This window comes from Paenisporosarcina indica (assembly GCF_001939075.1).
GTDB lineage: Bacteria > Bacillota > Bacilli > Bacillales_A > Planococcaceae > Paenisporosarcina > Paenisporosarcina indica.
The window spans coordinates 764,683-786,246 of sequence record NZ_MPTA01000002.1 but is presented as its reverse complement, the minus strand read 5'-3'; the positions used below and the strand labels follow the sequence as shown (position 1 = coordinate 786,246).

The window sequence follows — 21,564 nt, the reverse complement described above, 5'->3', positions numbered from 1 at the left end:
AAAAAAATCATGAGTTCTAGAGAAAAGAAGAAAATAGTTTGGAGGACCAAATGAGACCAAAAATCTTTATATCAAAAATCATTCCCGTAGAAGTGGAAAAGTATATTTCTCAACACTGTGAATATGAAAAGTGGGAGAGTGAGGTGCCCATTTCACGGGACTCGCTTTTGAACAAATTGGAGAGCGTTGAGGGATTACTAACATCAGGCGAAAAAATTAACGAAGAGCTACTACTAAGTGCTCCGCGCCTCAAGATTGTAAGTAACATGTCTGTCGGTTATAACAACTTTGATATTGTTGCCATGAAGGAGCGGGGAGTACTTGGAACACATACACCAGGAATTCTTGACGGCAGCGTTGCTGATCTGACATTTGGTCTAATTTTGTCCGCGGCTCGCCGTATCCCCGAAATGGATCAGCAAATTAGAGAAGGAGGCTGGAAACAAGGTGATGATCGTAAAAATTTTGGCCTCGATGTTCACGGGACCAAGTTGGGCATTATCGGCATGGGTAGAATCGGTCGAGAAGTAGCACGACGCGGAAAATATGGGTTTAATATGGATGTCCTTTATCACAATCGAAACCGGGATACTGAATGTGAACAAACATTGGGAGCTCGTTTTTGTTCGCTAAATGAACTTCTGCAAGAATCGGATGTCATTGTGCTTCTTATCCCATTAACGGGTGAGACTGTGAATTTCATCGGAGAAAACGAGTTCAAACAAATGAAGAGTACAGCTATTTTCATCAATGTGTCCCGTGGGCAAACGGTTGACGAGGACGCGCTCATACATACCCTTGCGAGTGGGGGGATTTACGCTGCTGGTCTTGATGTATTCCATGAGGAACCACTCACTTCTAGCGGTTTAACAAAATTGAAAAATGTTGTGATGACTCCACATATTGGAACAGCAACACTTAAGATGCGTTCAGACATGGCAATGCTGGCAGCACAAAATTTAGTGTTGGCACTAAGTGGGGAAAAGCAAAACGTAGTAAAGGAAATGCACTCGGAATCAGCAATTAAATGAAAATCATTATCTAGTAAAAATTGATAGTGTATAAAAGCTCGGAGGAATAAAAATGCAAGAAAAATATTGGGTCCCAGCCTTAGAACGGTCAGATCTCATACTCAGACAGATTTCACAAAATCCTAATAGTTTAAGACTGATCGATCTTGTGGAAGCTACTTCAATTAATAAAAGTTCTATGTTTTCATTGCTCAATACAATGGAAAAGTTAGGGTGGGTCGTTAAAGGAAAAGGCGATACATATCGACTGGGTCCTTCCCTGGGATCTGTAAGTGCCGCTTACTTCAAACAATTTAATATTTTGGAGTCATTTTTTATTGAATCTGAGGAATCTGTGAAAAAAATTGAAGAACCAATCCAATTGGGGATATTGGAAGGTTATGAAGTAATTTACCTGGCAAGGAAAGATGCAACGACAAAAATAAGATTGGCTACAGATCCTGGGAGTCGCTTTCCTTCCTATGCATCTGCAATTGGGAAAGTGCAATTGACCAAATATAATCACGATGAACTCAACACACTATTTAAAGACGTCAAGTTTGAAAAGAAAGCGCCGAATACAATCAAAAACTTGAATACATTGATACCTAAAATTGATGAGTATCGAGAAAATGGATTTGCAACCGAAATACAGGAGGGAGCAGTTGGCTTCTGCTGCGTAGCAAGTCCTATCTACAATCATGAAGGCGATATTATGGCGGCTGTAAGTTTCACCATGTTAGAAGTGGACTGGGAAGTGAAGAAAGATTCTGCGACGAAAGAGATTGGTAGATTGGCAAAATCTCTCTCAGCCTTGGCAGGATATATCGGAGATAGAAAGGATGATTTAATTGAGAATCGGACGTTATGAAAAAAATGGAGAAAAATTTATTGGAATTGAAACAGAGGAATCAATCATAAATTTGAAGGCGTATTCAAATGGAGAATTTAACAAAAATAACTCGTTGAAAATTACGGACAACATGCTGGATCTGATTAAAAATTGGAGTGAGTTCCAACCACTCGTTGAAAGTGTGAATTCCAGAGATGTCTCACAAGAGTATGTGTATAAAAAGGATGAAGTTAAAACACTGGCACCTATTGATAACCCAGGCAAAGTAGTATGCGTAGGCAATAACTATATGGATCACTGTATCGAACAAAATGTGGAACCACCCAAAAATCCGTTGATTTTCTCTAAATGGGCAAGTTGCATTGTAGGACCCGATGAACAGGTGGTATTGCCACAAGAATCTTCACAGGTTGATTATGAAGCCGAGCTAGTTGTCGTAGTCGGGAAAAGTGGTAAAGATATCGCCGAAAGCGAAGCCATGGAGTATGTATTTGGTTATACGATCATGAATGATGTAAGTGCGCGGGATGTGCAATTTGCAGACGTTCAATGGGTAAGGGGGAAATCTTATGATACATTTGCTCCGCTCGGTCCAGTGATTGTAACGGCAGACGAGATTGCTGATCCGAATAAACTGGATATCAAGCTACAACTGAACGGCGAGTACTTACAAGATTCGAATACGAAACACCTGATTTTTGATATCCCTTACCTCATTTCATATTTATCAAAAGGGTTTACTTTTGAACCTGGTGATATCATCGCGACTGGTACGCCGCACGGAGTTGGCGTATTCCGTAAGCCACCTGTTTTCTTAGGAAAAGGTGACGTATGCAAAATTGAAATTGAAAAAATAGGCGTATTAGAAAATCCGATTTCTTAAACTTAGGAGGGCTTAAATGAAAACTTTATTATGGACAAAAGCACAAGTAATGGAGATGCAAGAAATAGAAAAACCTGCGGTAAAGAGTGATGAGGTTTTGGTAAAAGTGGAAGCTGCTGGCGTATGCGGTTCCGAGATTGAAGGTTATTTAGGTCATAATAGTTTGCGTGTACCTCCACTTGTTATGGGACATGAGTTTGCCGGGACGATTGCTGAAGTAGGTAGTGCTGTTAAACATATCGCTATGAATGACCGCGTTGTAGTGAATCCCCTCATCAGTTGTGGGAAATGTGGTAGTTGCCGAAAAGGATATGAAAACTTATGTGAAACACGTCAAATTATTGGGATCCATCGACCAGGTGGGTTTGCGGAATATGTGGCTGTACCAGCAAGCTGTATCTGGCCAATCCCAGACTCTCTCGATTTTATAACAGCGTCATTAACTGAACCTCTTGCTTGTAGTTTGCGCGCAACTAAACGGGCCATGGCAGCAAATCCTTTTGCCAACGTTGTCGTTTACGGGGCAGGAGCAATCGGTCTTTTAAGTGCATTGGTTGCACAAATGATGGGTGCATCAAATGTAATTATTTTTGATATCAATGAAAAACGTTTAGAAACGGTGAGAAATTCAGGCATTGAACACGCTCTATTGTCCAATGATCCAGATTTGAAAAATAAGCTTGCTGAAATCGTGGGCGAGCGTGGTGTTGATGTCATCATTGATGCAGCAGGTTTTGTTCCAACAAGACTGCAGGCAATTGAAATAATTAATTACGGCGGAACGATTATGAATATTGGTCTTGGCGTAGATGAAACCCCGATTCCTGTAAACGTACAGATTCGTTCAGAAATCACGTTCCTTGCATCTTTCTGTTATACAAAACAGGATTTCTATGAAGCTCTTGAAGTGCTGAAATCCGGAAAAATCAAACATGACGTATGGTCTGAAATCCGTACATTGGAGGAAGGCGATGGCGCATTCCAAGACCTGATTAATAACCGTGTGATAAACAGTAAAATATTTATGACGGTGTAAAGGAGAGAGTATTGTGGGCATACTCGGCAAAAAAATAAAAGACATCCGTGCATATGTAGTTGAAGGCGGAGGAGCAGATTATCACGACCAAGGAACAGAACACTGGATTGTACAACAAATTGCGACTCCAATGAGTATTTACCCGGAGTATAAAGAAACGAGAACAAGCTTTGGGATTAATGCACTGAAATCCATTGTGGTAGAAGTTGAAGCTGATGATGGCACGATTGGATTTGGGATTTCTACTGGGGGCTATCCAGCTGCTTGGCTGATCAAAAATCATTTAGATCGATTCATTGTGGGGCAAGCGGTTGAGAACATTGAAATCATGTGGGATCAAATGTATCGTGCATCCCTTTACTATGGAAGAAAAGGGATCGTCCTGAACGCAATTTCCGCAGTGGACTTGGCACTTTGGGACTTATTAGGAAAGCTCAGAGAAGAACCGGTTTACGCAATGATTGGTGGAAAAGTAAGGGATGAGCTTCAATTTTATGCAACGGGACCACGTCCAGACTTGGCAAAAGAAATGGGCTTCATTGGTGGGAAAATTCCACTGAAATATGGCCCAGCTGACGGCGAAGAAGGATTACGAAAGAATATAGAGTTTGCTAGTGATATGCGAAACAAGGTCGGGGATGATTTTTGGCTAATGTGGGATTGTTGGATGAGCCTCGATCTACCGTATGCACAAAAGCTAATGAGTAAGTCTGAAGAATTAGGATTTAAATGGATTGAAGAGTGCTTTAATCCGGATGATTATTGGAGCTACCGTGATTTAAAAAAACGTGCGGGAAATTCAATGATGGTGACAACAGGAGAACATGAAGCAACTAGATACGGATTCAAGATGCTTCTTGAATTTTGTGATGTTGATATTATTCAACCGGACGTTGGTTGGTGTGGCGGTTTAACAGAATTAATCAAGATTGGGAATCTAGCTGATAGCTACGGGAAAATGGTCGTGCCTCATGGCAGTGGTGTATATAGCCACCACTATGTGGTAACGAAAGTAAATAGTCCTTTCACTGAATACTTGGTGATGAGTCCTGATGCAGCATCGGTTGTCCCACAATTTGAGCCTCTTCTGAAAAATGAGCCTATCCCCGTAAATGGCCGGTTAAAAGTGGGTGATGCACCAGGCTTTGGTGCAGAACTCAATTACGATGCAGGACTGGTAAAAGTGGAAAAAGGTCAAGCATTATAAAACCAAAGTGGTTGGGCGAATGAAAAAGGGACATTGTCAAAGCCAAGATCAACGAACCCATAAAACATTTATGGCCATGATCTTGGTAGTCATTCTATTCGTGGCATACATTCCATTCTTATCAACTTATTTACCAAGTTTACTTGAATGAGAGTGGTAAGTAACCCGGTAGAAATATAGCAGTAGATTGCAAAAATTTATTGTTTGAATTATTAAATAATAGTGATAGTATATCGTAATAGCATTCTTAATTTTCGTGCTATTCTTGTCTTGAAGATAGTTATGGGCATTATTTCAGATCAACTTATTTACCTAATTTACTTGTCTGATAGAGAACCGCTTATGTTGCGACTTTTCCTATTAGACAAGAAAGTACATAATTTCCGGTGTTAATAAGTCTAGCTCCAAGCGCCAGCCCGCGGTCCTCTTTATGGGGTCAGAAAGGCGGAATTCCCGTCTTTCATCTTTCCAGCGCCGGCGTCGGGCTAGAGTGGCGCTTTGCGCTTTTCTAATAGAAATGGAGGAGAAATCATGCGCGTCACTCTATTCTCAACTTGCCTTGTTGACCTTTTTTATTCAAATGTAGGAATTTCAACGGTGGAACTCCTTGAAAAATTGGGGTGTGAGGTTGATTACCCGAAAGGACAAATTTGTTGCGGTCAACCCGCCTATAATAGTGGATACAAAAAAGATGCGAAAACTGCGATGAAACAGTTGATTAAAACGTTTGATGATGCAGAATATGTTGTCACTCCGTCAGGTTCTTGTGCGCTAATGCTACGGGAATACGGCCATATCTTCGCTGATGATGAAAAATGGGCAGCTCGTTCAAAGGCGTTAAGTGTTAAAACATATGAACTGACCGATTTCATTGTCAATGTCCTAGGGATTGACTCCATTCCGTCTACTTTACAAGGGAAAGCGGTATTCCACACGTCTTGCCATATGACAAGGCTGTTAGGAGTCAAGGAAGAACCAAAACTACTATTATCCAATGTTGAAAAATTAGAAATGAAACCATTAGCCAATGCTCAAAATTGTTGCGGATTTGGCGGGACTTTTTCCGTGAAAATGGGAGATATCTCAGCAGAAATGGTACAAGAGAAGACAAGGTCCATTCAAGAAGCCGATGTTGACTATGTTATTGGTGCGGACTGCGGGTGCTTAATGAATATCGGTGGACGTTTGAAGCGGGAAAAACAAGATGTGGAAGTCTTACATATTGCTGAGGTATTGAACAGGGGAATGGGGGTGTAATCCATGTCAATCAAGATTAAGGAAGGCAAGTTCAAGGACCGTGTGACGGATGAAATGAAAAATGATTTCATGCGTAAAGCGGTATCTGGTGCTCAAGATAGTTTAGGAAATCGGCGTTTGACGTCTACCGACAAGTTGGGTGATTGGGAAAGTTGGAGAACAGCGGGTAGCGAAATCAGAAAGCATACCATTGATAACCTGGTCCATTATTTAAGCATGCTGAGTGAGCAAATATCAGCAAAAGGTGGTCATGTGTATTTTGCGGAAACGGACGAGGACGCGAGAAACTATATTAAAGAAGTCGTACGGAATAAAAACGCCACAAAAGTAGTGAAGTCGAAGTCCATGGTAACAGAAGAAATTGGATTGAACACAGCACTTGAGGAAATCGGATGCGAGGTCGTGGAAACGGATTTAGGCGAATATATTTTGCAGGTGGATGACCATGATCCCCCCTCACATATTGTGGCACCGGCACTCCATAAAAAGAAAGAACAGATCCGGGATCTTTTTGTCGAAAAGTTAGGATATGACAAAACCGAGGATCCGGGTGAATTGGCAAAGCATGCACGGAAAATGCTGCGCGAGAAATTCCTGGGTGCCGAGATTGGCATCACTGGATGCAATTTTGCTGTTGCTGAAACGGGAACGATTTGCATCGTGACGAATGAAGGAAATGCCAGAATGGTCACGACCATTCCCAAAACACAGATTACCGTAATGGGAATGGAAAGGCTCGTTCCTTCCCTTGAAGATCTGGATATTATGGTCAGTTTGTTGACTCGTGCTGCGGTTGGCCAACCAATTTCAAGCTATGTCACCTTATTGAATGGCCCTAAAGCGGAAGAGGAAGTAGATGGACCCGAGGATTTACATGTGGTCATCGTGGATAATGGAAGATCGAAAATCCTGGGAACTGAGTTTCAGGATATCTTAAATTGCATTCGTTGCGGTGCTTGCTTGAATGTATGTCCAGTGTATCGTCACATTGGGGGACATTCATATGGATCGATCTATCAAGGTCCAGTAGGGGCGGTATTGACGCCATTACTAGACGGCTACGACGATCATAAAGATTTACCCTATGCCTCCACTCTTTGTGGTGCGTGCACGGATGTGTGTCCAGTGAAAATCCCTTTGCATGATTTACTGCTCAAGCATCGTCAAGAAATCGTGGAGCAGGGAGGGCGTGCCCCGATTAGCGAAAAACTCCTCATGAAAGCGTTTGGTTTTGGGGCTTCATCAGGTGGGCTTTACGAAAGCGGAACAAAAATTGCTTCTGTCAGCCTCAAGATGCTCCTACGAAACAAGGAAACAATTTCAAATGGTCCCGGCATGATGAAGGAATGGACCAACAGTAAAGAGTTTCCAACGCTTAAAACGAGCCGCTTCAGAGACTGGATGAGCAAGCATGAAAGCGAGAAAAAACATGAAGAAAGGTAATGTGCAAAACCGGGAACACTTTTTATCGAGATTTGCCGATCGAGTTCAAGAAGGAGTACCCGCCAAACGGGAGAACAAGGTGAAGCCGATCTCGAGTATATATAATCTGCTTGAAAAAGAATCAATCGAAGATGTATTTATCGGAAATGCCAGGACGATTCATGCCGAGACGATCAGGACGAACACAGAAAATCTAACGGAGGTACTTGAGTCCATCTGTGAAAACGTGGCGAAGGACCAAATTTTATCCTCCATCCAGACCGATAATGAAAAACTGGAAAACTGGACGTCAAAACGAACGGTACAATGGACACCTCAAGATGGCAATCAAAATGTAATAACTGCAGCCCAATCACGAATCGGAATTACATATTGTGATATAGCACTTGCTGAATCAGGTACAGTCGTTTTGATGAATGAACAAAATAAAGGACGTTCAGTAAGTTTATTGCCCGAAGTACATGTAGTGATCATTCCAAAATCAAGAATTGTTCCTCGGTTGAAAGAAGCCATGGAAATAATTAATGGACGGGTAAACAGGGCTGACTCGTTTCCTACATGCGTAAATTTCATCACGGGTCCCAGCAACTCCGCTGATATCGAATTTGTTCTTGTAGTAGGTGTACATGGTCCGCTTGAGACCATTTACGTCTTAGTTGAAGATGAATAAGCAGGGCTAATATGGAACAAGAGCCACCCCGAGCAACGACAAGTTGCTCAGAATGGCTTGTTTCATGGATGTATCACTTCATATAGGTGTTCACTAAGTCATAAGATCTTTCTTTTGTGAGTTGTTGGAGTGTACTCGCATATTGGACATTTTGGAATGAACCACCTTCATACTCGGCTGCATCTTCTTTTGCTTTTTTGTCTCTGAATTCGATCCACTGACGTTGTTCTTCACGTAATTTGGTCATGTCTTTGTCAGATAGCTGTTTCTTTAGTTCGCCATACACTTTATTTAATGCGGCATCCCATCTTTTATAAGCTTCAGATTCTGCTTCTACTAAATCAACTGTAGTCCCACTCTTGTATAAAGGATCTAGATCGCTGAGTCCTTTTTCAATACTATCAAGGTAGAGTAGGTATTCATTTTTTGTACTAGTTGGTGCTTTTTCAGTTTTAACTGGAGCAGGAGCACTTTTTGTTTTAGCGGGTGCTACTGCACTTTCAACTTTCGTTGCTGCAGGTTCTTTTTCAATTTTCGTTGCTGCAGGTTCTTTTTCGGTGTTAGTTGATTCCACTTCTTTCCTCTTTGCAGGTGCAGTTACAGTTTGTTTCTCTTCCTTATTTTCCAAAGCAGTTTCTTTATACACTTCGAACTGTGTTTTAAGAGTGCTTGCAAGGTCTTGATCCTCTAGTAACTTGTTGATTTCTGTTAGTGCATCATCCCAATCGGCCAAATCCATGTTTGTTTCTACGTGAGTGAGTGCCGTCAATTGTTCGTAGGCTGCAAGTGCCTCTGGATCTTTCGGTTTCTGTTCTAAGGCAAGCTCAAAAGAATTCTGAGCTTTCGTAAAATCTCCAACCTGTAACGCTTTCGTTCCTTGTTCCATCAATGTGTCAAAGTCACCATTGCCACAACCTGACAATAGAAAAACGGCTGTACTTATCAATAAAAGTTTCTTCATATGTTCCTCCTAGGTGTTTATGTATAGTTGAAATCTTTTAGGACTCATTCCCTACGGTATCTTTTCTTATAAATATGCCCATACCGGTTTCTTGAGATACTAGAAATTCGAACTAAAAGTTAGACGGAGACCTCACACATCTGGTTTCAAAAAAGAATATTTATATGAACAAAGATTGATGATGCAAACTTATATATATTTTCGTGATTTCTAAAAGGGGGCTGGATTAATGAAGCTTGAAGAGAAAGTAGTATTAATTAGTGGCGCAGGATCAGGTATTGGAAAAAGTTCGGCATTATTATTTGCTCAAAATGGAGCAACGGTCATCGTTAATGATATTAATGAACCAAATGGAGAACAAACCGTTGAAGAAATTGTAGGCAATGGGGGGAAAGCCATATTCAAAAAAGCAAATGTAAGCAATGCTGACGAGGTTAAGAATATGATTGATGACATTATAGAACGGTTTGGCAAAATTGATGTCCTATTTAATAATGCGGGTATAGCTGGAGTTGGTGAGCTCCATGAAATTGAAGATGAATTGTTTGATGCAGTGATGAACATAAATGTAAAGGGAGTCTTTGTTTTAAGTAAATATGTAATTCCTTATATGATTGAGAAAAAATCCGGGGTAATTATTAACATGTCCTCATGTTTAGCTGAAATGGGAGTAGAAAGAAGGGCTTTATATGCTGCATCAAAAGGTGCAGTCCTATCAATGACTAAGTCAATGCAAGTGGATTATGCCAAACATAATATTAGAGTAAACGCATTATTGCCGGGAACCATCTATACCCCTTTTGTGGAGCGCTATCTTAAAGAGTCCTATGAAGATATCGAAGAAGGTCTAAAGTCTATTACTAACAGGCAGCTGACAGACAAATTAGGGGCACCTGAAGATATAGCAAAAGCAGCACTTTTCTTAGCATCAGATGATTCATCATTTGTAATGGGTTCCCCACTATACGTTGATGGGGGAGTAGTTTTCGGGAAAAAATCGTAGTCTCGGAGTCTAATTGGTAGGTTATAACAAACTTAAATGAATATGTATAATTGAATACAGTTTTAATGAAATAGCTCGGTTCAATTTGAACTGGGCTACAATTAAAGGGACCCACTTTTTAGTACCTCATTTTAAATTAATAATTTTATAGAAAGGAGCTAATTATTAATGTTTTATGCCCAACTAAGTGTCTTTTTGAGTCCAATATTAGCTATTGTAATTGTCTTTAATTCTGTTTCTTTAATCAAAGAAATCGTAAGAGAAAAAGATCCAGATATTTTTTTAAAAACTATAATTATTAGTTTGTGCTTTGCATTTATCGTATTTACTATTACATCACTAACTTATGATTTAGGCTAGGATAATAATAAAAGTCCGAATGTTAAATCATTGCTCCTCAGTTTACCTTAGCGGGAATTATACCTTTTTTAAACTAACCTAGCGCGTTAATTCTACATGGAAAAAGGACTTTCTAACATAAAATGTATAAATTAAAACGATTACTGACCAAATGAAATTCCCAGTAAACGGTTGTTCATTATATGAGAATAATAGAATATAGCTTAACAGACCAAATCCAAATGAATATAAAATCATTAACCAAAATCCCCATCTTTTTAAACGCATATAACCATATATGATGATAAGGGAAACAACTGCCAATATAATCCTAAATGGCTGTTCTGGAAAGTTTGGTAAGCCGAATCTATCTGCTATGCCAAATTCATCTGCATCCGGATTAAAAAATATGGCTGTGATAATCAATACAACTGCACCGAAAATGTAAAAATAACTAATAAAAGATACTCCTAAAGGTCTTTTCATTTTTTCACCCTCTTTACACTGTTAAAATTTAAACCTTATTCCTTATCGTATTCAACTGACCAGCCAGATAGTAAAAAAGCGTCTCCACTTATTGTAGAAACGCACCCAATGCCATTTAAGAATCTCTTATTATCTCTTAGCTTGTAAAGAAATGTACGTAGACTTAGGTGAAGATTACTTTGAAAAGCAAAAACAACAATCCATTGTACGGTATTCTGTTCAAAGACCTGAAAAACTTGGGTTACAACGTGACGATAACAGAACCAAATGCATCCTATTCCACCAAATAATCTGATCCACTTTTAGCCGCTGCGTTTTTTTGAAAATTTAATGAGCTACGTCTAGTTTAGTGATGTTCCTTCCAGAGTTTTAATTTTCATGGGAGTTGAAGTAGAATTTACTCCTTCTGATATTCAATCTGCTCTTTAATGTAATTAGCGTCATCTTTATTGATTTCAAAATAATCGACTTCGTCCCAACTTACCCCAGACCGAATTCCGATAATAGCACCTTCATTGGTGAACCACAGTCTGGAATCAATTAAGCCAGTGGACTGCTTCGGACTAAGTACTGAAATATGAACATCTGGCTTTTCTAAATTTGGATTTGGATTTGAAATTTGTTCCATGTTGAGATAAATCATCATAAAGTTATCGACTATACCTTGGTTTTCTGTGTCTGTAATAACTTTTTCAATATTGATTTGTCCAACATTTTTTTTGTCCTCATATCCAATGCTAATTTCCCGTGAAGCCTCGTTAAAGTTTACTTTTCCAATCATATAGCCACCCAAAAATGCAATTAATATTAAAGCAATGAGACTTATAATTTTTAGTGATTTAATAAAAATTCCCCCCTTTAGTTTGAGTCCTGCAGAAAGACTTAAATAAACTCTTCAGTTATGCCCCTATCTCCACCTTCATCGTGTTTGGGCTTAATCCCATTTTCTTCAACACTATCATCCACTATTTCTTATTAAATTCGCCTTCTAATTCGTTTTCAATTTCATCATCACTAACTGTAACAATTTCATCTTTAACTCCATACTTCGTTTTTATTAACTGACCAACCTCTGACTTATCAATCCCATCCTTTACTGCTGCAAAGATTACTACGTACAAAATTAATAAACCAACAATCCAAAGTAAAATAGTTCCCCATAACATTTATCTCCACCCCCAATTAATTACCTTCTTAAACTAACCTGCTACGTTTGTTAAATTAGAATAAATATTAACTTTCCCAGCTATGTAATCGTCAACCAATCAAAACATTAGCATTAATCTTTGTACTCCATTTGTTGAAGAAGTGAGATTATCTGTTTGTTTTGTTCCACTTGAGTTTCACTATTTTTTTTTATTTGTCGAACCCATCTAAATACTAAAGCTAAAATCAATAGTGGCAATAAACTGAGTAATACTGGGAAAAAGTCCATTTAAATTCCTCCTAATTTTATAAGTCGGTAGCAGTTTAAAATCATCTATGATGGTATGTAAAAATCCATATTCAAAAACGGACGTGATAATTCAATAAGTTCGACAAAACAAGCGTTAATCCTTCTTTGGATCAACGCCTCCTATAGTTCAAGTAAATATTTCCACAAGAACCCCTAATAAATGCATTCCGGCAGTAAATTCAAAAGCTATTCATAAAGAAAAAAGCAACAATTCAAACGTTGCTTTTTCCTATCTAACTTATTCGAAATTTTGATTTCCAGAGAACTTCAACCTAAAAAAAGTCGAATTTCTTCCTAATCTAAGGTTCCGACTTTTTTAAAAGAGCGTTCTAATGGAGTTTTTCCCTTAACCTGCTTTAACGTGGCTACAATAAGAAAGCTAACAATCACTAATAAGAGCCATGAACTCACCTTTCCTAGATGAACGAGACTCCATGCATCGGTTTGGTTTGGGTATTCCCAAGCTCCAAAGAAAGTTGCGACATTTTCGGCTATCCATATAAAAAATCCAATGAGCACAAAGGAAAGTGCGAGTGGCATACGGTAACGAGTTCCACCAACCTCGTATGTGACCCATGATTGCCAAAAAACGATAATTACAAGTCCAGATAACCAAAAGCGGACGTCAATCCAATAATGGTGGGTGAAAAAATTCAAATAAATCGCTGCCGCAAGTGGTACAACTACCAAAAATGGTGGCCACTTAACGAGTTCAACATTTAACCTCCTCCACGCCTGGCAAAGAAAACTCGCTACACTTGCGTACATGAATCCGCTAAACAAAGGCACTCCAAAAATTTTGAAATAACCTTCCTCTGGATAAGACCAGGAGCCCATATGTACCTTGAAAAGTTCAAGAGCGAGTCCGATAAGGTGAAACAATGTGATAACCTTTAGTTCATCCCGTGTTTCAAGCCCTGAATGGACCATCCACCACTGCATCAGAAGGCAGATGATGAGCAGCCAGTCATACCGTGGTAGGAAGGGAAGGGGCATGATTTGTGTAAAAGCCAAAGAAGCAAAAATAACGACAGGAAACAAACATGATAAGGCCTGCTCCCAACCAAAACGTACGAGTTGTTTTAGTGCTCTCATAATTTGTGCCTCTCCTATCAATGGTAAGTATTCCCACGTTAATTAATCTTGGGTGTCTTCATCACTTCGGTATTCTAAAACGTCTCCAGGCTGACATTCTAAAGCCTTACAAATCGCATCTAAAGTTGATAATCGAATCGCTTTTGCCTTCCCGTTTTTCAATATAGAAAGATTAGCCATCGTTATGCCAACCCTCTCAGAAAGTTCTGTAACACTCATTTTCCTTTTAGCCAACATCACATCAATATTGATTATAATTGCCATTGTTTTCACCTCAGACTATTAAGTCATTTTCCGATTTTATATCAATCGCTTCTTGTAAAAGTCTTTGAAGTACTGCAGCAAAGACTGCGATCACCAGTGCAGCAAAAACAGGAACCATTCCCATTATGATGAGGCCTGGTGCATCGTCTAGCTCTGCTATGAGATAAACAAATGGCAAAATTAACACATACAAACCACTGACTGTAATTGCACAGAATTTGATATTCTTTAGAGCTTTAACAGACAGTTCGGAGAAAGCTTGGTTTTTGTCAATATAGCTTAAAAGTTTATAAGCCTGATACAATGCAACGAAAAACGGGATCACTGCTACACACATACCTATTAAAATGGGATATAGGATATGGGCATATTCTGGATTTACTGGATTATTAGCTAACCAAGACAACCCAAATATGCACAAAGCAAGAACTGGAATTCCGATAAGAATAAGAGCTATCTTTAAAAAGAGTGTTGTTCCTTGTTTCATAAAAAGCACCTCACTAATTTATTGTTAAGTTGACTTTAACACATGATTTATCGTTACTCAATAAAACATTATTGTTTTTTATTGTATTATTGTTGTTATATTAATATTCTTTCCATCTAATAAATGATAAAAAACCATACCTCATTACAAAGTAATGCTCTATCTTTAAACTATTCAATTTGTTGCTTTTTCACTAACCTGCTTATAAGAACATTCGATTAAGCATAAACAATATTTGACTACAAAAAAACACCGCAAATGCGGTGCAGATAATATTACATATTTGCCTCTTTCAAGGATAAGGAAGTGTACCTTAGTCTTCCCAAACACTATCCATAAGGGACTTGATCTCTTTTTTACGTGTTGCTGATTCGTCTTTCATTGTAATCCATATCCCATCCACCAATTCTACAACATCACTGACTTTCACAGTTGGATCTACGATGTCTTTTGGAATATCTTGTGTATGTCCATCAATCTCGATGACCACCATATTTCCTTCAAATCGATCAACAATTCCCTTCATGGTTACACTTCCTTTTAAATTGGTGTAAAGCCTGTTTCAGTGGTTGTAGTTGTTCCGTTATAAGAAATTGTAATGTCTCCATTTACAGTGAAGCCCTCAGCAGCCCGACCAATTTTAAAGGACATAGTAGCTACGCCATTCGCATTCGTTACACTGTCATAAGGAGTGTCTTTTGACTTGAATTCGAGGTTCAGGTGAACATTTGCCCCATTTACAGGCTTTCCGTTCTGGTCTTTTACCGTTACAGTCACCGTTACTTCTTCATTTTGGTTGGGACTGGAATTATCAATCGTTGCACTAGCCTTCAAGCTAGTCGTTGCAGTGGCACCTGTAGCGGGTGGTGGTGTCGTTTGGGTTTTCGGTTGTGTCTCGGTTTTTGGTTTCGCGACAGCTGCATGGACCCATGCATGTTTATTGACGTCGATTGTCTTTCCATCTGTTGTGAAAACAATCGTGCCATCTGTATCATTGCGGTAAATACTCGCTTTATGATTGGACAGTCGATCCAGGACTTCGCTTGTAGGATGACCATAGCTATTTTTTCCTACTTGTATCACGGCATATTTTGGTTGAACATTTTTAATAAATGCCTCACTTGAAGAGGTGTGACTGCCATGATGGGCAACCAAAAGAACGCTAGCTTGCAGGTTTTCACCCGATTGTATCAATTTTTCTTCTGTCGGCATGCCAATATCTCCCGTTAAAAGGAAAGATTGTTCGCCGTATTGCAATCGAACTACTGCACTCAGTTCATTTGCATCACTGTTCGTATCGTCGACAGGAGCTATCATTTTCACTTGTAACGTAGGATCCAAATCTAGTTCCAGTCCTGCCTTGGCAGTACTTACTTTTAATCCTTTAGCTTGAACCGCCAATAAAACAGATTCAAAAGTTTCTGTATCTTTTTGAGCCTTAGGCATATAGATTTTCCCAATATCAAAAGAATCAATCACGGCGTCAATCCCACCGATATGATCCGCGTCTGGATGCGTTCCGATTAAGATATCAACTTTCGAGATCCCTAACTGCTTCAGATAAGCAACCATAACATCCTCATCGTTATTATTCCCACCGTCGATCACCATTACCTTTTTATTTGGGGCAATGATCACTTGTGCTGCTCCTTGACCAACATCCACAAAATGAACTTCTAACTGACCATCTAATGTGTCAGTTTTAGGTGTCTCAGCCTTAGGAGGAACTACGGCTGCCGGCTTTTTCTCTTCAGTTTCTTTTGTCGTTTCGGGAGGTTTGGTTTCTTCTTTTTTCGTAGTTTTCTTTTCTTCTACGTTAGACGCTTTCTGTTGATTTGAAGCGGGTGAAGTGGTGGAGGTATCGCTTGGTAGCATGAATCCACCTATCACAAATACGACGAAAGAAGCGACGACAAACAACGCACTTGCCTTCCTAGAACCTAACTTCAGGAATTTCACATTGCCTTTTAGTACGCCAATAAGACCTATAAAAAAGCTAACAGTAGCCAATAATATTAAAATAGTACCTAAATTTCCCATTTACATCCCCTAATTCTGTATTTATCTTGCATTTATATTGTAACAAACAACAATAACCGTTGCTGTACCAATATAATCCTCATCATCATTTCTAAAGGATCGTCTATTATAGGAAAGATAAGTCTGACATATGAATTTTTCCAGCTTGTCTAAGAGTAATGGAATGCAACGTGTTTGAGTAAAGAGGCAAGAGGGTATGTACAAATGACTGTTTGATTTTAAATGAAAAAACGGAATATTTAAAATTTGAAGTTTAAGTAAGTATATGGTTAAGTTAAAGTACTGAGCTTTCTAAGAGTTGAATTGTATAGCATACAGGAGGAATACGAAGTGGAAATCGGAAAACTAGATACGAATCTTAAATTATACATTGAAGAAAATAAAATGGACTTCGAGAATAAATTGCTAAATCAAGCTGTAAATGTGAAAGATAAAATAAATGATATTTTAAGGGTAGGAGATATTGATTTAATCAATAATGCCCATCAACTAGTTTCTTATGTGATGAATAATAAACAAGAAGAGCTGAAAGCATTTGCGAAACAAGAAGGCATCGCGTGGGCAACACATTCGTTGACATTGTCATTTAAATTGGAATGGATTCAAGCGATTCGCAGAACCTTATGGTATTTCATTGAGCAATATGACGAATTAAATCCTAAATCTAGTAGCGAGTTCTTCCAAATGGAGAAAAAAGTTAATAATCAAATTGATCAATTTTTAAATACGTTCTTTATTGACTACTCAACATACAAAGATTCATTGTTGACGGCTCAAAGAGATTTGGTGGAGAACTTATCGGTTCCTATTATTCCAATCACTTCAAATATCTGTATCTTACCTTTAATTGGTTCTGTAGATTCATTTAGAACGAGTATCCTGGAAGAAAAAGTGTTAACAGAAGTTGGACGTTTGCATATTCAAACATTGATTATAGATCTATCGGGAATCGCTGATATGGAGACTGAAGTAATCGATCATTTACTGAAGACCATTAACGGTACCTCTATGATGGGTTGCCGCACGGTGATTACAGGCTTAAGAAAGGATGTTGTAAGAAAAATGATTCACTTAGGTCTCTCATTTGATAAAGATACCAAGACATTCGGAACCTTACAACATGCATTAAACACATACCTAATCAGTTAACCAAACTCTACCCCAGAATAAGAATCAGGGGGTAGAGTTTTTTCGTACATCTTTTTTGGTGAAAAACAAATGGCAAGAAAACTTAGTACCACCAAGTACCACCAAGCGAATTACTAGATTGACGAAGGAAGAGTTCAACGTCTTCCCGTTAAATGAAGGTTGCCCGAAAAAGACCATGCATAGGATGGATATGTGTGAATATACCTAAAACACCGCTGGGAAATTAGGTATTTAATTGAATTCGTAGTGAAAATTCGATATAATTAAGTCAGTAAGTATTGGCACGATAAGAACCGGGTGTGCAACCACCCGGACCTGCAATTGTTGACCGCAAGAAGGCGGTTGGCTCAATTTGAATCGGAAATAGTCGTTCAAACCTTACCTGGGGTGGCGACTATTTCTTTTTGTTTGCAAAAAAGAAAAGTGACAACATTACACCGAATCCTGTGACAATCACAGCGCTTGTCTGAATCAATAAGTTAATCGATTCATAAATCGACATTGGCAACACCTCCATTCCCATGGAGTAACCAAGCGCACATCCTGTATCGTCAATTGCTATTTTTATTTTACCATAAATAGAACATACATTCCCATTTTTATATTCTTTTCATGAAAAATGTGGGAATCGCATAGCAAATGACGCAATTTAGTTGCGGTCTTTATTACCTAAGTAGACAAAAAACCCCTGTAGATTCTATAAAAAGAGACTCTGAGAAAAAAAGAATCTTGATTTAAGAAGTTTTGTTTGTTAACAAGAAATAACTTCCAAGAGCCTGTGAGAGATTTCAGGCTTTTTTATCATTCTATTAAAAAAACCAAAAAACATTCTTTCGGAATTCGTAATAATATAGTTGACAAAAGCCACCTTTCACACGTAGAATTAACGAATAATTCTAAATAGGAGGACTATTAAAAAATGTCCGAAAAGATAATTCAAGATATTAAAAGTTTTAATCGTTTTTACACTCGTGCAATGGGACTTTTCAATTTATATACAGATAAAAGTGCTTACTCAGCTACTGAAGCCTTAATATTATTTCAAATATCCACACATGAATTCTGTACCGCGGCTTATTTGTCAAACTTCTTTCTCTTGGATAAAAGTTATATGAGTAGAATATTGAAACATTTCGAAAAAAAAGGACTAATAGAGAAGAAAGTTTCTAAAGAGGATCGTCGAATTTACCATATAGAACTCACAAAAGCAGGGGGAGATGTACTAAATTTATTAGCCGATAAAGCAAGTCTCAATGTTCAAAGCATGATTGACGGAATTTCCGAAGAAGAGATTGAAGTCTTAATTGACTCGATGAAAAAGATTGAGAAGGTTTTATATCCTAACATTAATTAAGGGGGAAATCAGAAAATGAAAAAGAATGCATTCTTCTTACTAGTTTTAAGTTTGTTGTTAATCTTATCTGCTTGTACGGAAGGGGCGGCAGGTACAGGTGATTCAAAAGATAAAGGTAATTCTGCAACGACAGAAAAAGATAGTATTGTCATTGCATTTGAAGCTGATGCTGGAACGCTGATTGCTAACTCAGATGTTAACTATGTAACTGATACGCAAATTCGGAATATTTACGATGCCCTTATTGAACGTGATGGTAAGACGGGTGAATTTATCCCCGTACTTGCCGAAGAATGGGAAAACGTAGATGAATTGACTTGGAAATTGAAATTGAAAGAAGGAGTCAAATTCCATAACGGAGCCGATTTTGACGCTAATTCGGTTAAATATAGTATTGACTATATTTTAGATGATGCAAATCAATCGTTCTACAAATCGCGTTGGGTAGATGTACAAGAAGTGACTGTACTTTCACCATATGAAGTCCAAATCAAGACAGCTAAGCCTTTCCCTAGCTTAATTCAACGAATCACTGAAGATTTGCTAATTATGGAACCAGGCTACGTTGAAGAAGTTGGAACGGATGAAGCGGCAAAAAAACCGGTTGGAACGGGTGCTTATAAATTTGTAGAGTGGTCCCGCGACAATTATTTGAAATTAGAAGCATTCGAAGATTACTGGAATGGAACACCTAAGATCAAACATTTGGAATTCCGTTATATTCCGGAATTCAGTTCTCGTTTATCTGCTTTCTTGAGTGGAGAAGTAGATTTGTTTAAAAATATCCCGGTTGATTCCATTGGAAAAATTGAAAGCGATGGAAATTCAAAAGTTGCAGAAGTAGCGTCAGCACGAATAAATTATCTAGCATTAAATACATTCCATGACGGCCCAATGAAGGATGAGAAAGTTCGTCAAGCGTTGAACTATGCAGTAGATGTAGATGAGTTGCTAGAAGCAGTATTAAATGGTCATGGAACTAAAATGACTGGTCCACTAGCAGTTATCAATACCGCATATGTTGAAACAGAAGGTTATGATTTTGATCCGGAAAAAGCGAAGAGTATGTTAAAAGAGGCTGGGTACGATCCTGAATCTTTGGAGTTAACTTTGGATACACCTAACGGCCGATATCCTATGGACTCCCAAGTCGCTCAAGCCATTGCTGCTCAACTTCAACGCATTGGTGTGAAAGTCAATGTACAAGTGAACGAGTGGGGAGCTCATCTGGAGAAAATCAGAAATAGAGAAATGAAAGACATGTTTATTTTAGGATGGGGACCAGCGTTCGATCCACAATCAACGATTGAAAATCTCTTTACAGAAGTGGCTCCATACAGTAGTTTCTACGACAAAGATCTTGAAGCCAAAATCTATGAAACAAATGCATTATTTAATGAAGATGAGCGATTTAAAGGTTATGAAGAACTACAGCATAGTTTGGTAGAGAAAGCTGCTTGGGTTCCATTATGGCAACAGGCTGACTTGTATGCAGTTTGAAAGGATTTGAACTTTAGTCCTCGTGTAGATGAAAAACTCCCGGCGTTTGAGATGTCATGGAATTAAGAGATTATAATTACAGCTAAATGAGGGGAGGACATTGCCTCCCTTTACATATTTATATCTGCTATAAGAGGGGAGTTAAGTATGCTTGATTATGTAATTAAAAGACTAATTCAAGTTGTGGTTGTCGTTTTGTTGGCGCTTACTGTTGTGTTTTTCTTAATCCGATTATCTGGAGATCCAACAGCACTGTTCTTGCCCCCTGATGCACCACGAGAACAAATTGAAGAATTCCGAGAAAAGTTAGGATTTAATCGTCCTCTCCATATTCAATACGGGGAATTTATGGTAAATGCAGTTCAGGGAGACTTTGGTCAATCTCTACGTAGCCGTGAAGATGCTTTGCCGATAGTGTTGGATCGTTTGCCGGCTACATTCCAATTAGCCATATCATCACTATTATTATCTTTGTTAATTGCCATTCCTTTAGGCGTACTTTCCGCTTTTAAAAGAAATTCAGTTTTCGACCGGATTAGTGTTGCGTTTACGGTGTTGGGTCAAGCGGTCCCAAGCTTTTGGTTAGGTCTGTTACTCATATACTTTTTTGCGGCCCAACTGCATATTCTTCCTTCCGGTGGAGCAGGATCAGTTGTTCATTTAATTCTGCCTATGATTACTCTTGCCGCTTATAGTGTTGCAAGGTTTACGCGTTTCACACGATCAACCATGTTAGATGTATTAAGAAAAGATTATATACGTACGGCAAAAGCTTCAGGGGTACCGACTTTTCGATTGGTAGGGCGTTATGCACTTAAAAATTCCTTAATTCCAATTATTACGCTAGTGGCTCTAGACTTAGGAACTTTACTTGGAGGAGCAGTGATTACTGAGGTTGTATTTGCTTGGCCTGGAATTGGAAGATTATTAATGCAATCCCTTATGAACCGAGACTTTCCAATCGTTCTAGCTGGAGTATTTATCATAGCGCTGATTTATGCAGTGATTAACTTTGTTGCGGACTTATTGTATGCATATGTTAACCCGCAAATTCGAGTGAAGTAGGTGAGA

General features: G+C 38.7%; 26 protein-coding genes. 16 read left to right on the top strand and 10 right to left on the bottom strand.

Annotation, left to right across the window (positions count from 1 at the left end; all coding sequences use genetic code 11):
- Positions 1-50 precede the first annotated feature (50 nt).
- From GY23_RS09285 to GY23_RS09250, 9 genes are all read left to right on the top strand, one after another.
- Positions 51-1,031 (top strand): 2-hydroxyacid dehydrogenase, encoded by a 981-nt coding sequence (locus GY23_RS09285; RefSeq protein ID WP_075618906.1) that lies wholly within the window; start codon positions 51-53, stop codon positions 1,029-1,031.
- A gap of 52 nt (positions 1,032-1,083) precedes the next feature.
- The gene (locus GY23_RS09280; RefSeq protein ID WP_075618905.1) at positions 1,084-1,881 is read left to right on the top strand and encodes an IclR family transcriptional regulator; all 798 of its coding nucleotides are present in this window, start codon (positions 1,084-1,086) and stop codon (positions 1,879-1,881) included.
- Positions 1,862-2,746: a fumarylacetoacetate hydrolase family protein gene (locus GY23_RS09275; protein WP_075618904.1), complete on the top strand. Its 885-nt coding sequence runs from the start codon at positions 1,862-1,864 to the stop codon at positions 2,744-2,746. Before GY23_RS09280 ends, GY23_RS09275 begins: the two co-directional genes overlap by 20 nt.
- Positions 2,747-2,762: 16 nt before the next feature.
- Positions 2,763-3,782 (top strand): zinc-dependent alcohol dehydrogenase, encoded by a 1,020-nt coding sequence (locus tag GY23_RS09270; protein ID WP_075618903.1) that lies wholly within the window; start codon positions 2,763-2,765, stop codon positions 3,780-3,782.
- Between the two features lie 13 nt (positions 3,783-3,795).
- Complete coding sequence (gene rhmD / locus GY23_RS09265) at positions 3,796-4,989, top strand: L-rhamnonate dehydratase (protein ID WP_075618902.1); 1,194 nt, start codon at positions 3,796-3,798, stop codon at positions 4,987-4,989.
- Between the two features lie 19 nt (positions 4,990-5,008).
- Positions 5,009-5,140, top strand: a complete 132-nt coding sequence (locus GY23_RS18925) for a hypothetical protein (protein WP_281251494.1) — start codon at positions 5,009-5,011, stop codon at positions 5,138-5,140.
- A gap of 380 nt (positions 5,141-5,520) precedes the next feature.
- Positions 5,521-6,246, top strand: coding sequence for a (Fe-S)-binding protein (locus GY23_RS09260; RefSeq protein ID WP_075618901.1), 726 nt, complete (start codon positions 5,521-5,523; stop codon positions 6,244-6,246).
- 3 nt (positions 6,247-6,249) lie between these two features.
- Positions 6,250-7,689 carry a LutB/LldF family L-lactate oxidation iron-sulfur protein gene (locus GY23_RS09255; RefSeq protein ID WP_075618900.1) on the top strand — a complete coding sequence of 480 codons (1,440 nt, stop codon included), beginning with the start codon at positions 6,250-6,252 and terminating at the stop codon, positions 7,687-7,689.
- Positions 7,658-8,359 (top strand): LutC/YkgG family protein, encoded by a 702-nt coding sequence (locus tag GY23_RS09250; protein ID WP_075618899.1) that lies wholly within the window; start codon positions 7,658-7,660, stop codon positions 8,357-8,359. The genes GY23_RS09255 and GY23_RS09250 overlap by 32 nt, the downstream gene beginning before the upstream one ends.
- Positions 8,360-8,432: 73 nt before the next feature.
- Here the strand turns inward: GY23_RS09250 and GY23_RS09245 are convergent, their stop codons facing one another.
- Positions 8,433-9,320, bottom strand: coding sequence for a lysozyme inhibitor LprI family protein (locus tag GY23_RS09245; protein ID WP_075618898.1), 888 nt, complete (start codon positions 9,318-9,320; stop codon positions 8,433-8,435).
- Between the two features lie 229 nt (positions 9,321-9,549).
- On the opposite strand from GY23_RS09245, the gene GY23_RS09240 reads away from it, so the two are divergent.
- The gene (locus GY23_RS09240; protein WP_075618897.1) at positions 9,550-10,323 is read left to right on the top strand and encodes an SDR family NAD(P)-dependent oxidoreductase; all 774 of its coding nucleotides are present in this window, start codon (positions 9,550-9,552) and stop codon (positions 10,321-10,323) included.
- A gap of 168 nt (positions 10,324-10,491) precedes the next feature.
- A complete protein-coding gene (locus tag GY23_RS09235) occupies positions 10,492-10,683 on the top strand; it encodes a hypothetical protein (protein ID WP_075618896.1) in 192 nt (63 codons plus the stop codon).
- Positions 10,684-10,761: 78 nt separating this feature from the next.
- Here GY23_RS09235 and GY23_RS09230 read toward each other — a convergent pair whose 3' ends face one another.
- The 9 genes from GY23_RS09230 to GY23_RS09195 all read right to left on the bottom strand — a co-directional run bounded on the left by GY23_RS09230 (position 10,762) and on the right by GY23_RS09195 (position 16,490).
- Positions 10,762-11,148, bottom strand: coding sequence for a hypothetical protein (locus tag GY23_RS09230; RefSeq protein WP_075618895.1), 387 nt, complete (start codon positions 11,146-11,148; stop codon positions 10,762-10,764).
- Positions 11,149-11,545: 397 nt separating this feature from the next.
- Positions 11,546-11,929 carry a hypothetical protein gene (locus GY23_RS09225; protein ID WP_075618894.1) on the bottom strand — a complete coding sequence of 128 codons (384 nt, stop codon included), beginning with the start codon at positions 11,927-11,929 and terminating at the stop codon, positions 11,546-11,548.
- A gap of 184 nt (positions 11,930-12,113) precedes the next feature.
- Entirely contained in the window at positions 12,114-12,314 is a 201-nt protein-coding gene (locus tag GY23_RS09220) for a hypothetical protein (protein WP_075618893.1), read from the bottom strand.
- Positions 12,315-12,427: 113 nt separating this feature from the next.
- Positions 12,428-12,583 (bottom strand): hypothetical protein, encoded by a 156-nt coding sequence (locus GY23_RS18460; RefSeq protein WP_169834558.1) that lies wholly within the window; start codon positions 12,581-12,583, stop codon positions 12,428-12,430.
- Positions 12,584-12,898: 315 nt separating this feature from the next.
- Positions 12,899-13,699 (bottom strand): DUF817 domain-containing protein, encoded by an 801-nt coding sequence (locus GY23_RS09215; protein ID WP_075618892.1) that lies wholly within the window; start codon positions 13,697-13,699, stop codon positions 12,899-12,901.
- A gap of 42 nt (positions 13,700-13,741) precedes the next feature.
- Positions 13,742-13,963 (bottom strand): helix-turn-helix domain-containing protein, encoded by a 222-nt coding sequence (locus tag GY23_RS09210; RefSeq protein WP_075618891.1) that lies wholly within the window; start codon positions 13,961-13,963, stop codon positions 13,742-13,744.
- Between the two features lie 10 nt (positions 13,964-13,973).
- A complete protein-coding gene (locus GY23_RS09205; RefSeq protein ID WP_075618890.1) occupies positions 13,974-14,450 on the bottom strand; it encodes a DUF2975 domain-containing protein in 477 nt (158 codons plus the stop codon).
- Between the two features lie 313 nt (positions 14,451-14,763).
- Positions 14,764-14,976 carry a DUF3006 domain-containing protein gene (locus tag GY23_RS09200; RefSeq protein ID WP_075618889.1) on the bottom strand — a complete coding sequence of 71 codons (213 nt, stop codon included), beginning with the start codon at positions 14,974-14,976 and terminating at the stop codon, positions 14,764-14,766.
- Between the two features lie 14 nt (positions 14,977-14,990).
- Entirely contained in the window at positions 14,991-16,490 is a 1,500-nt protein-coding gene (locus GY23_RS09195) for an MBL fold metallo-hydrolase (protein ID WP_075618888.1), read from the bottom strand.
- Between the two features lie 384 nt (positions 16,491-16,874).
- On the opposite strand from GY23_RS09195, the gene GY23_RS09190 reads away from it, so the two are divergent.
- From GY23_RS09190 to GY23_RS09175, 5 genes are all read left to right on the top strand, one after another.
- Positions 16,875-17,639, top strand: a complete 765-nt coding sequence (locus tag GY23_RS09190; protein ID WP_075618974.1) for an STAS domain-containing protein — start codon at positions 16,875-16,877, stop codon at positions 17,637-17,639.
- A gap of 58 nt (positions 17,640-17,697) precedes the next feature.
- The gene (locus GY23_RS18565; RefSeq protein WP_211270657.1) at positions 17,698-17,847 is read left to right on the top strand and encodes a hypothetical protein; all 150 of its coding nucleotides are present in this window, start codon (positions 17,698-17,700) and stop codon (positions 17,845-17,847) included.
- Between the two features lie 711 nt (positions 17,848-18,558).
- Positions 18,559-18,993 (top strand): MarR family winged helix-turn-helix transcriptional regulator, encoded by a 435-nt coding sequence (locus tag GY23_RS09185; protein WP_075618887.1) that lies wholly within the window; start codon positions 18,559-18,561, stop codon positions 18,991-18,993.
- 15 nt (positions 18,994-19,008) lie between these two features.
- Positions 19,009-20,493, top strand: coding sequence for an ABC transporter substrate-binding protein (locus GY23_RS09180; protein ID WP_075618886.1), 1,485 nt, complete (start codon positions 19,009-19,011; stop codon positions 20,491-20,493).
- Between the two features lie 147 nt (positions 20,494-20,640).
- Complete coding sequence (locus tag GY23_RS09175) at positions 20,641-21,558, top strand: ABC transporter permease (protein WP_075618885.1); 918 nt, start codon at positions 20,641-20,643, stop codon at positions 21,556-21,558.
- Positions 21,559-21,564: the final 6 nt, after the last annotated feature.

Excerpts from the sequence above, each read along its gene's own strand:
- GY23_RS09285 (WP_075618906.1), top strand. The coding sequence starts at position 51 with ATGAGACCAAAAATCTTTATATCAAAAATCATTCCCGTAGAAGTGGAA.
- GY23_RS09280 (WP_075618905.1), top strand. The coding sequence starts at position 1,084 with ATGCAAGAAAAATATTGGGTCCCAGCCTTAGAACGGTCAGATCTCATA.
- GY23_RS09270 (WP_075618903.1), top strand. The coding sequence starts at position 2,763 with ATGAAAACTTTATTATGGACAAAAGCACAAGTAATGGAGATGCAAGAA.
- GY23_RS18925 (WP_281251494.1), top strand. The coding sequence starts at position 5,009 with ATGAAAAAGGGACATTGTCAAAGCCAAGATCAACGAACCCATAAAACA.
- GY23_RS09260 (WP_075618901.1), top strand. The coding sequence starts at position 5,521 with ATGCGCGTCACTCTATTCTCAACTTGCCTTGTTGACCTTTTTTATTCA.
- GY23_RS09255 (WP_075618900.1), top strand. The coding sequence starts at position 6,250 with ATGTCAATCAAGATTAAGGAAGGCAAGTTCAAGGACCGTGTGACGGAT.
- GY23_RS09250 (WP_075618899.1), top strand. The coding sequence starts at position 7,658 with ATGAAAGCGAGAAAAAACATGAAGAAAGGTAATGTGCAAAACCGGGAA.
- GY23_RS09245 (WP_075618898.1), bottom strand. The coding sequence starts at position 9,320 with ATGAAGAAACTTTTATTGATAAGTACAGCCGTTTTTCTATTGTCAGGT.
- GY23_RS09240 (WP_075618897.1), top strand. The coding sequence starts at position 9,550 with ATGAAGCTTGAAGAGAAAGTAGTATTAATTAGTGGCGCAGGATCAGGT.
- GY23_RS09235 (WP_075618896.1), top strand. The coding sequence starts at position 10,492 with ATGTTTTATGCCCAACTAAGTGTCTTTTTGAGTCCAATATTAGCTATT.
- GY23_RS09230 (WP_075618895.1), bottom strand. The coding sequence starts at position 11,148 with ATGAAAAGACCTTTAGGAGTATCTTTTATTAGTTATTTTTACATTTTC.
- GY23_RS09225 (WP_075618894.1), bottom strand. The coding sequence starts at position 11,929 with ATGATTGGAAAAGTAAACTTTAACGAGGCTTCACGGGAAATTAGCATT.
- GY23_RS09220 (WP_075618893.1), bottom strand. The coding sequence starts at position 12,314 with ATGTTATGGGGAACTATTTTACTTTGGATTGTTGGTTTATTAATTTTG.
- GY23_RS18460 (WP_169834558.1), bottom strand. The coding sequence starts at position 12,583 with ATGGACTTTTTCCCAGTATTACTCAGTTTATTGCCACTATTGATTTTA.
- GY23_RS09215 (WP_075618892.1), bottom strand. The coding sequence starts at position 13,699 with ATGAGAGCACTAAAACAACTCGTACGTTTTGGTTGGGAGCAGGCCTTA.
- GY23_RS09210 (WP_075618891.1), bottom strand. The coding sequence starts at position 13,963 with ATGGCAATTATAATCAATATTGATGTGATGTTGGCTAAAAGGAAAATG.
- GY23_RS09205 (WP_075618890.1), bottom strand. The coding sequence starts at position 14,450 with ATGAAACAAGGAACAACACTCTTTTTAAAGATAGCTCTTATTCTTATC.
- GY23_RS09200 (WP_075618889.1), bottom strand. The coding sequence starts at position 14,976 with ATGAAGGGAATTGTTGATCGATTTGAAGGAAATATGGTGGTCATCGAG.
- GY23_RS09195 (WP_075618888.1), bottom strand. The coding sequence starts at position 16,490 with ATGGGAAATTTAGGTACTATTTTAATATTATTGGCTACTGTTAGCTTT.
- GY23_RS09190 (WP_075618974.1), top strand. The coding sequence starts at position 16,875 with ATGGACTTCGAGAATAAATTGCTAAATCAAGCTGTAAATGTGAAAGAT.
- GY23_RS09185 (WP_075618887.1), top strand. The coding sequence starts at position 18,559 with ATGTCCGAAAAGATAATTCAAGATATTAAAAGTTTTAATCGTTTTTAC.
- GY23_RS09180 (WP_075618886.1), top strand. The coding sequence starts at position 19,009 with ATGAAAAAGAATGCATTCTTCTTACTAGTTTTAAGTTTGTTGTTAATC.
- GY23_RS09175 (WP_075618885.1), top strand. The coding sequence starts at position 20,641 with ATGCTTGATTATGTAATTAAAAGACTAATTCAAGTTGTGGTTGTCGTT.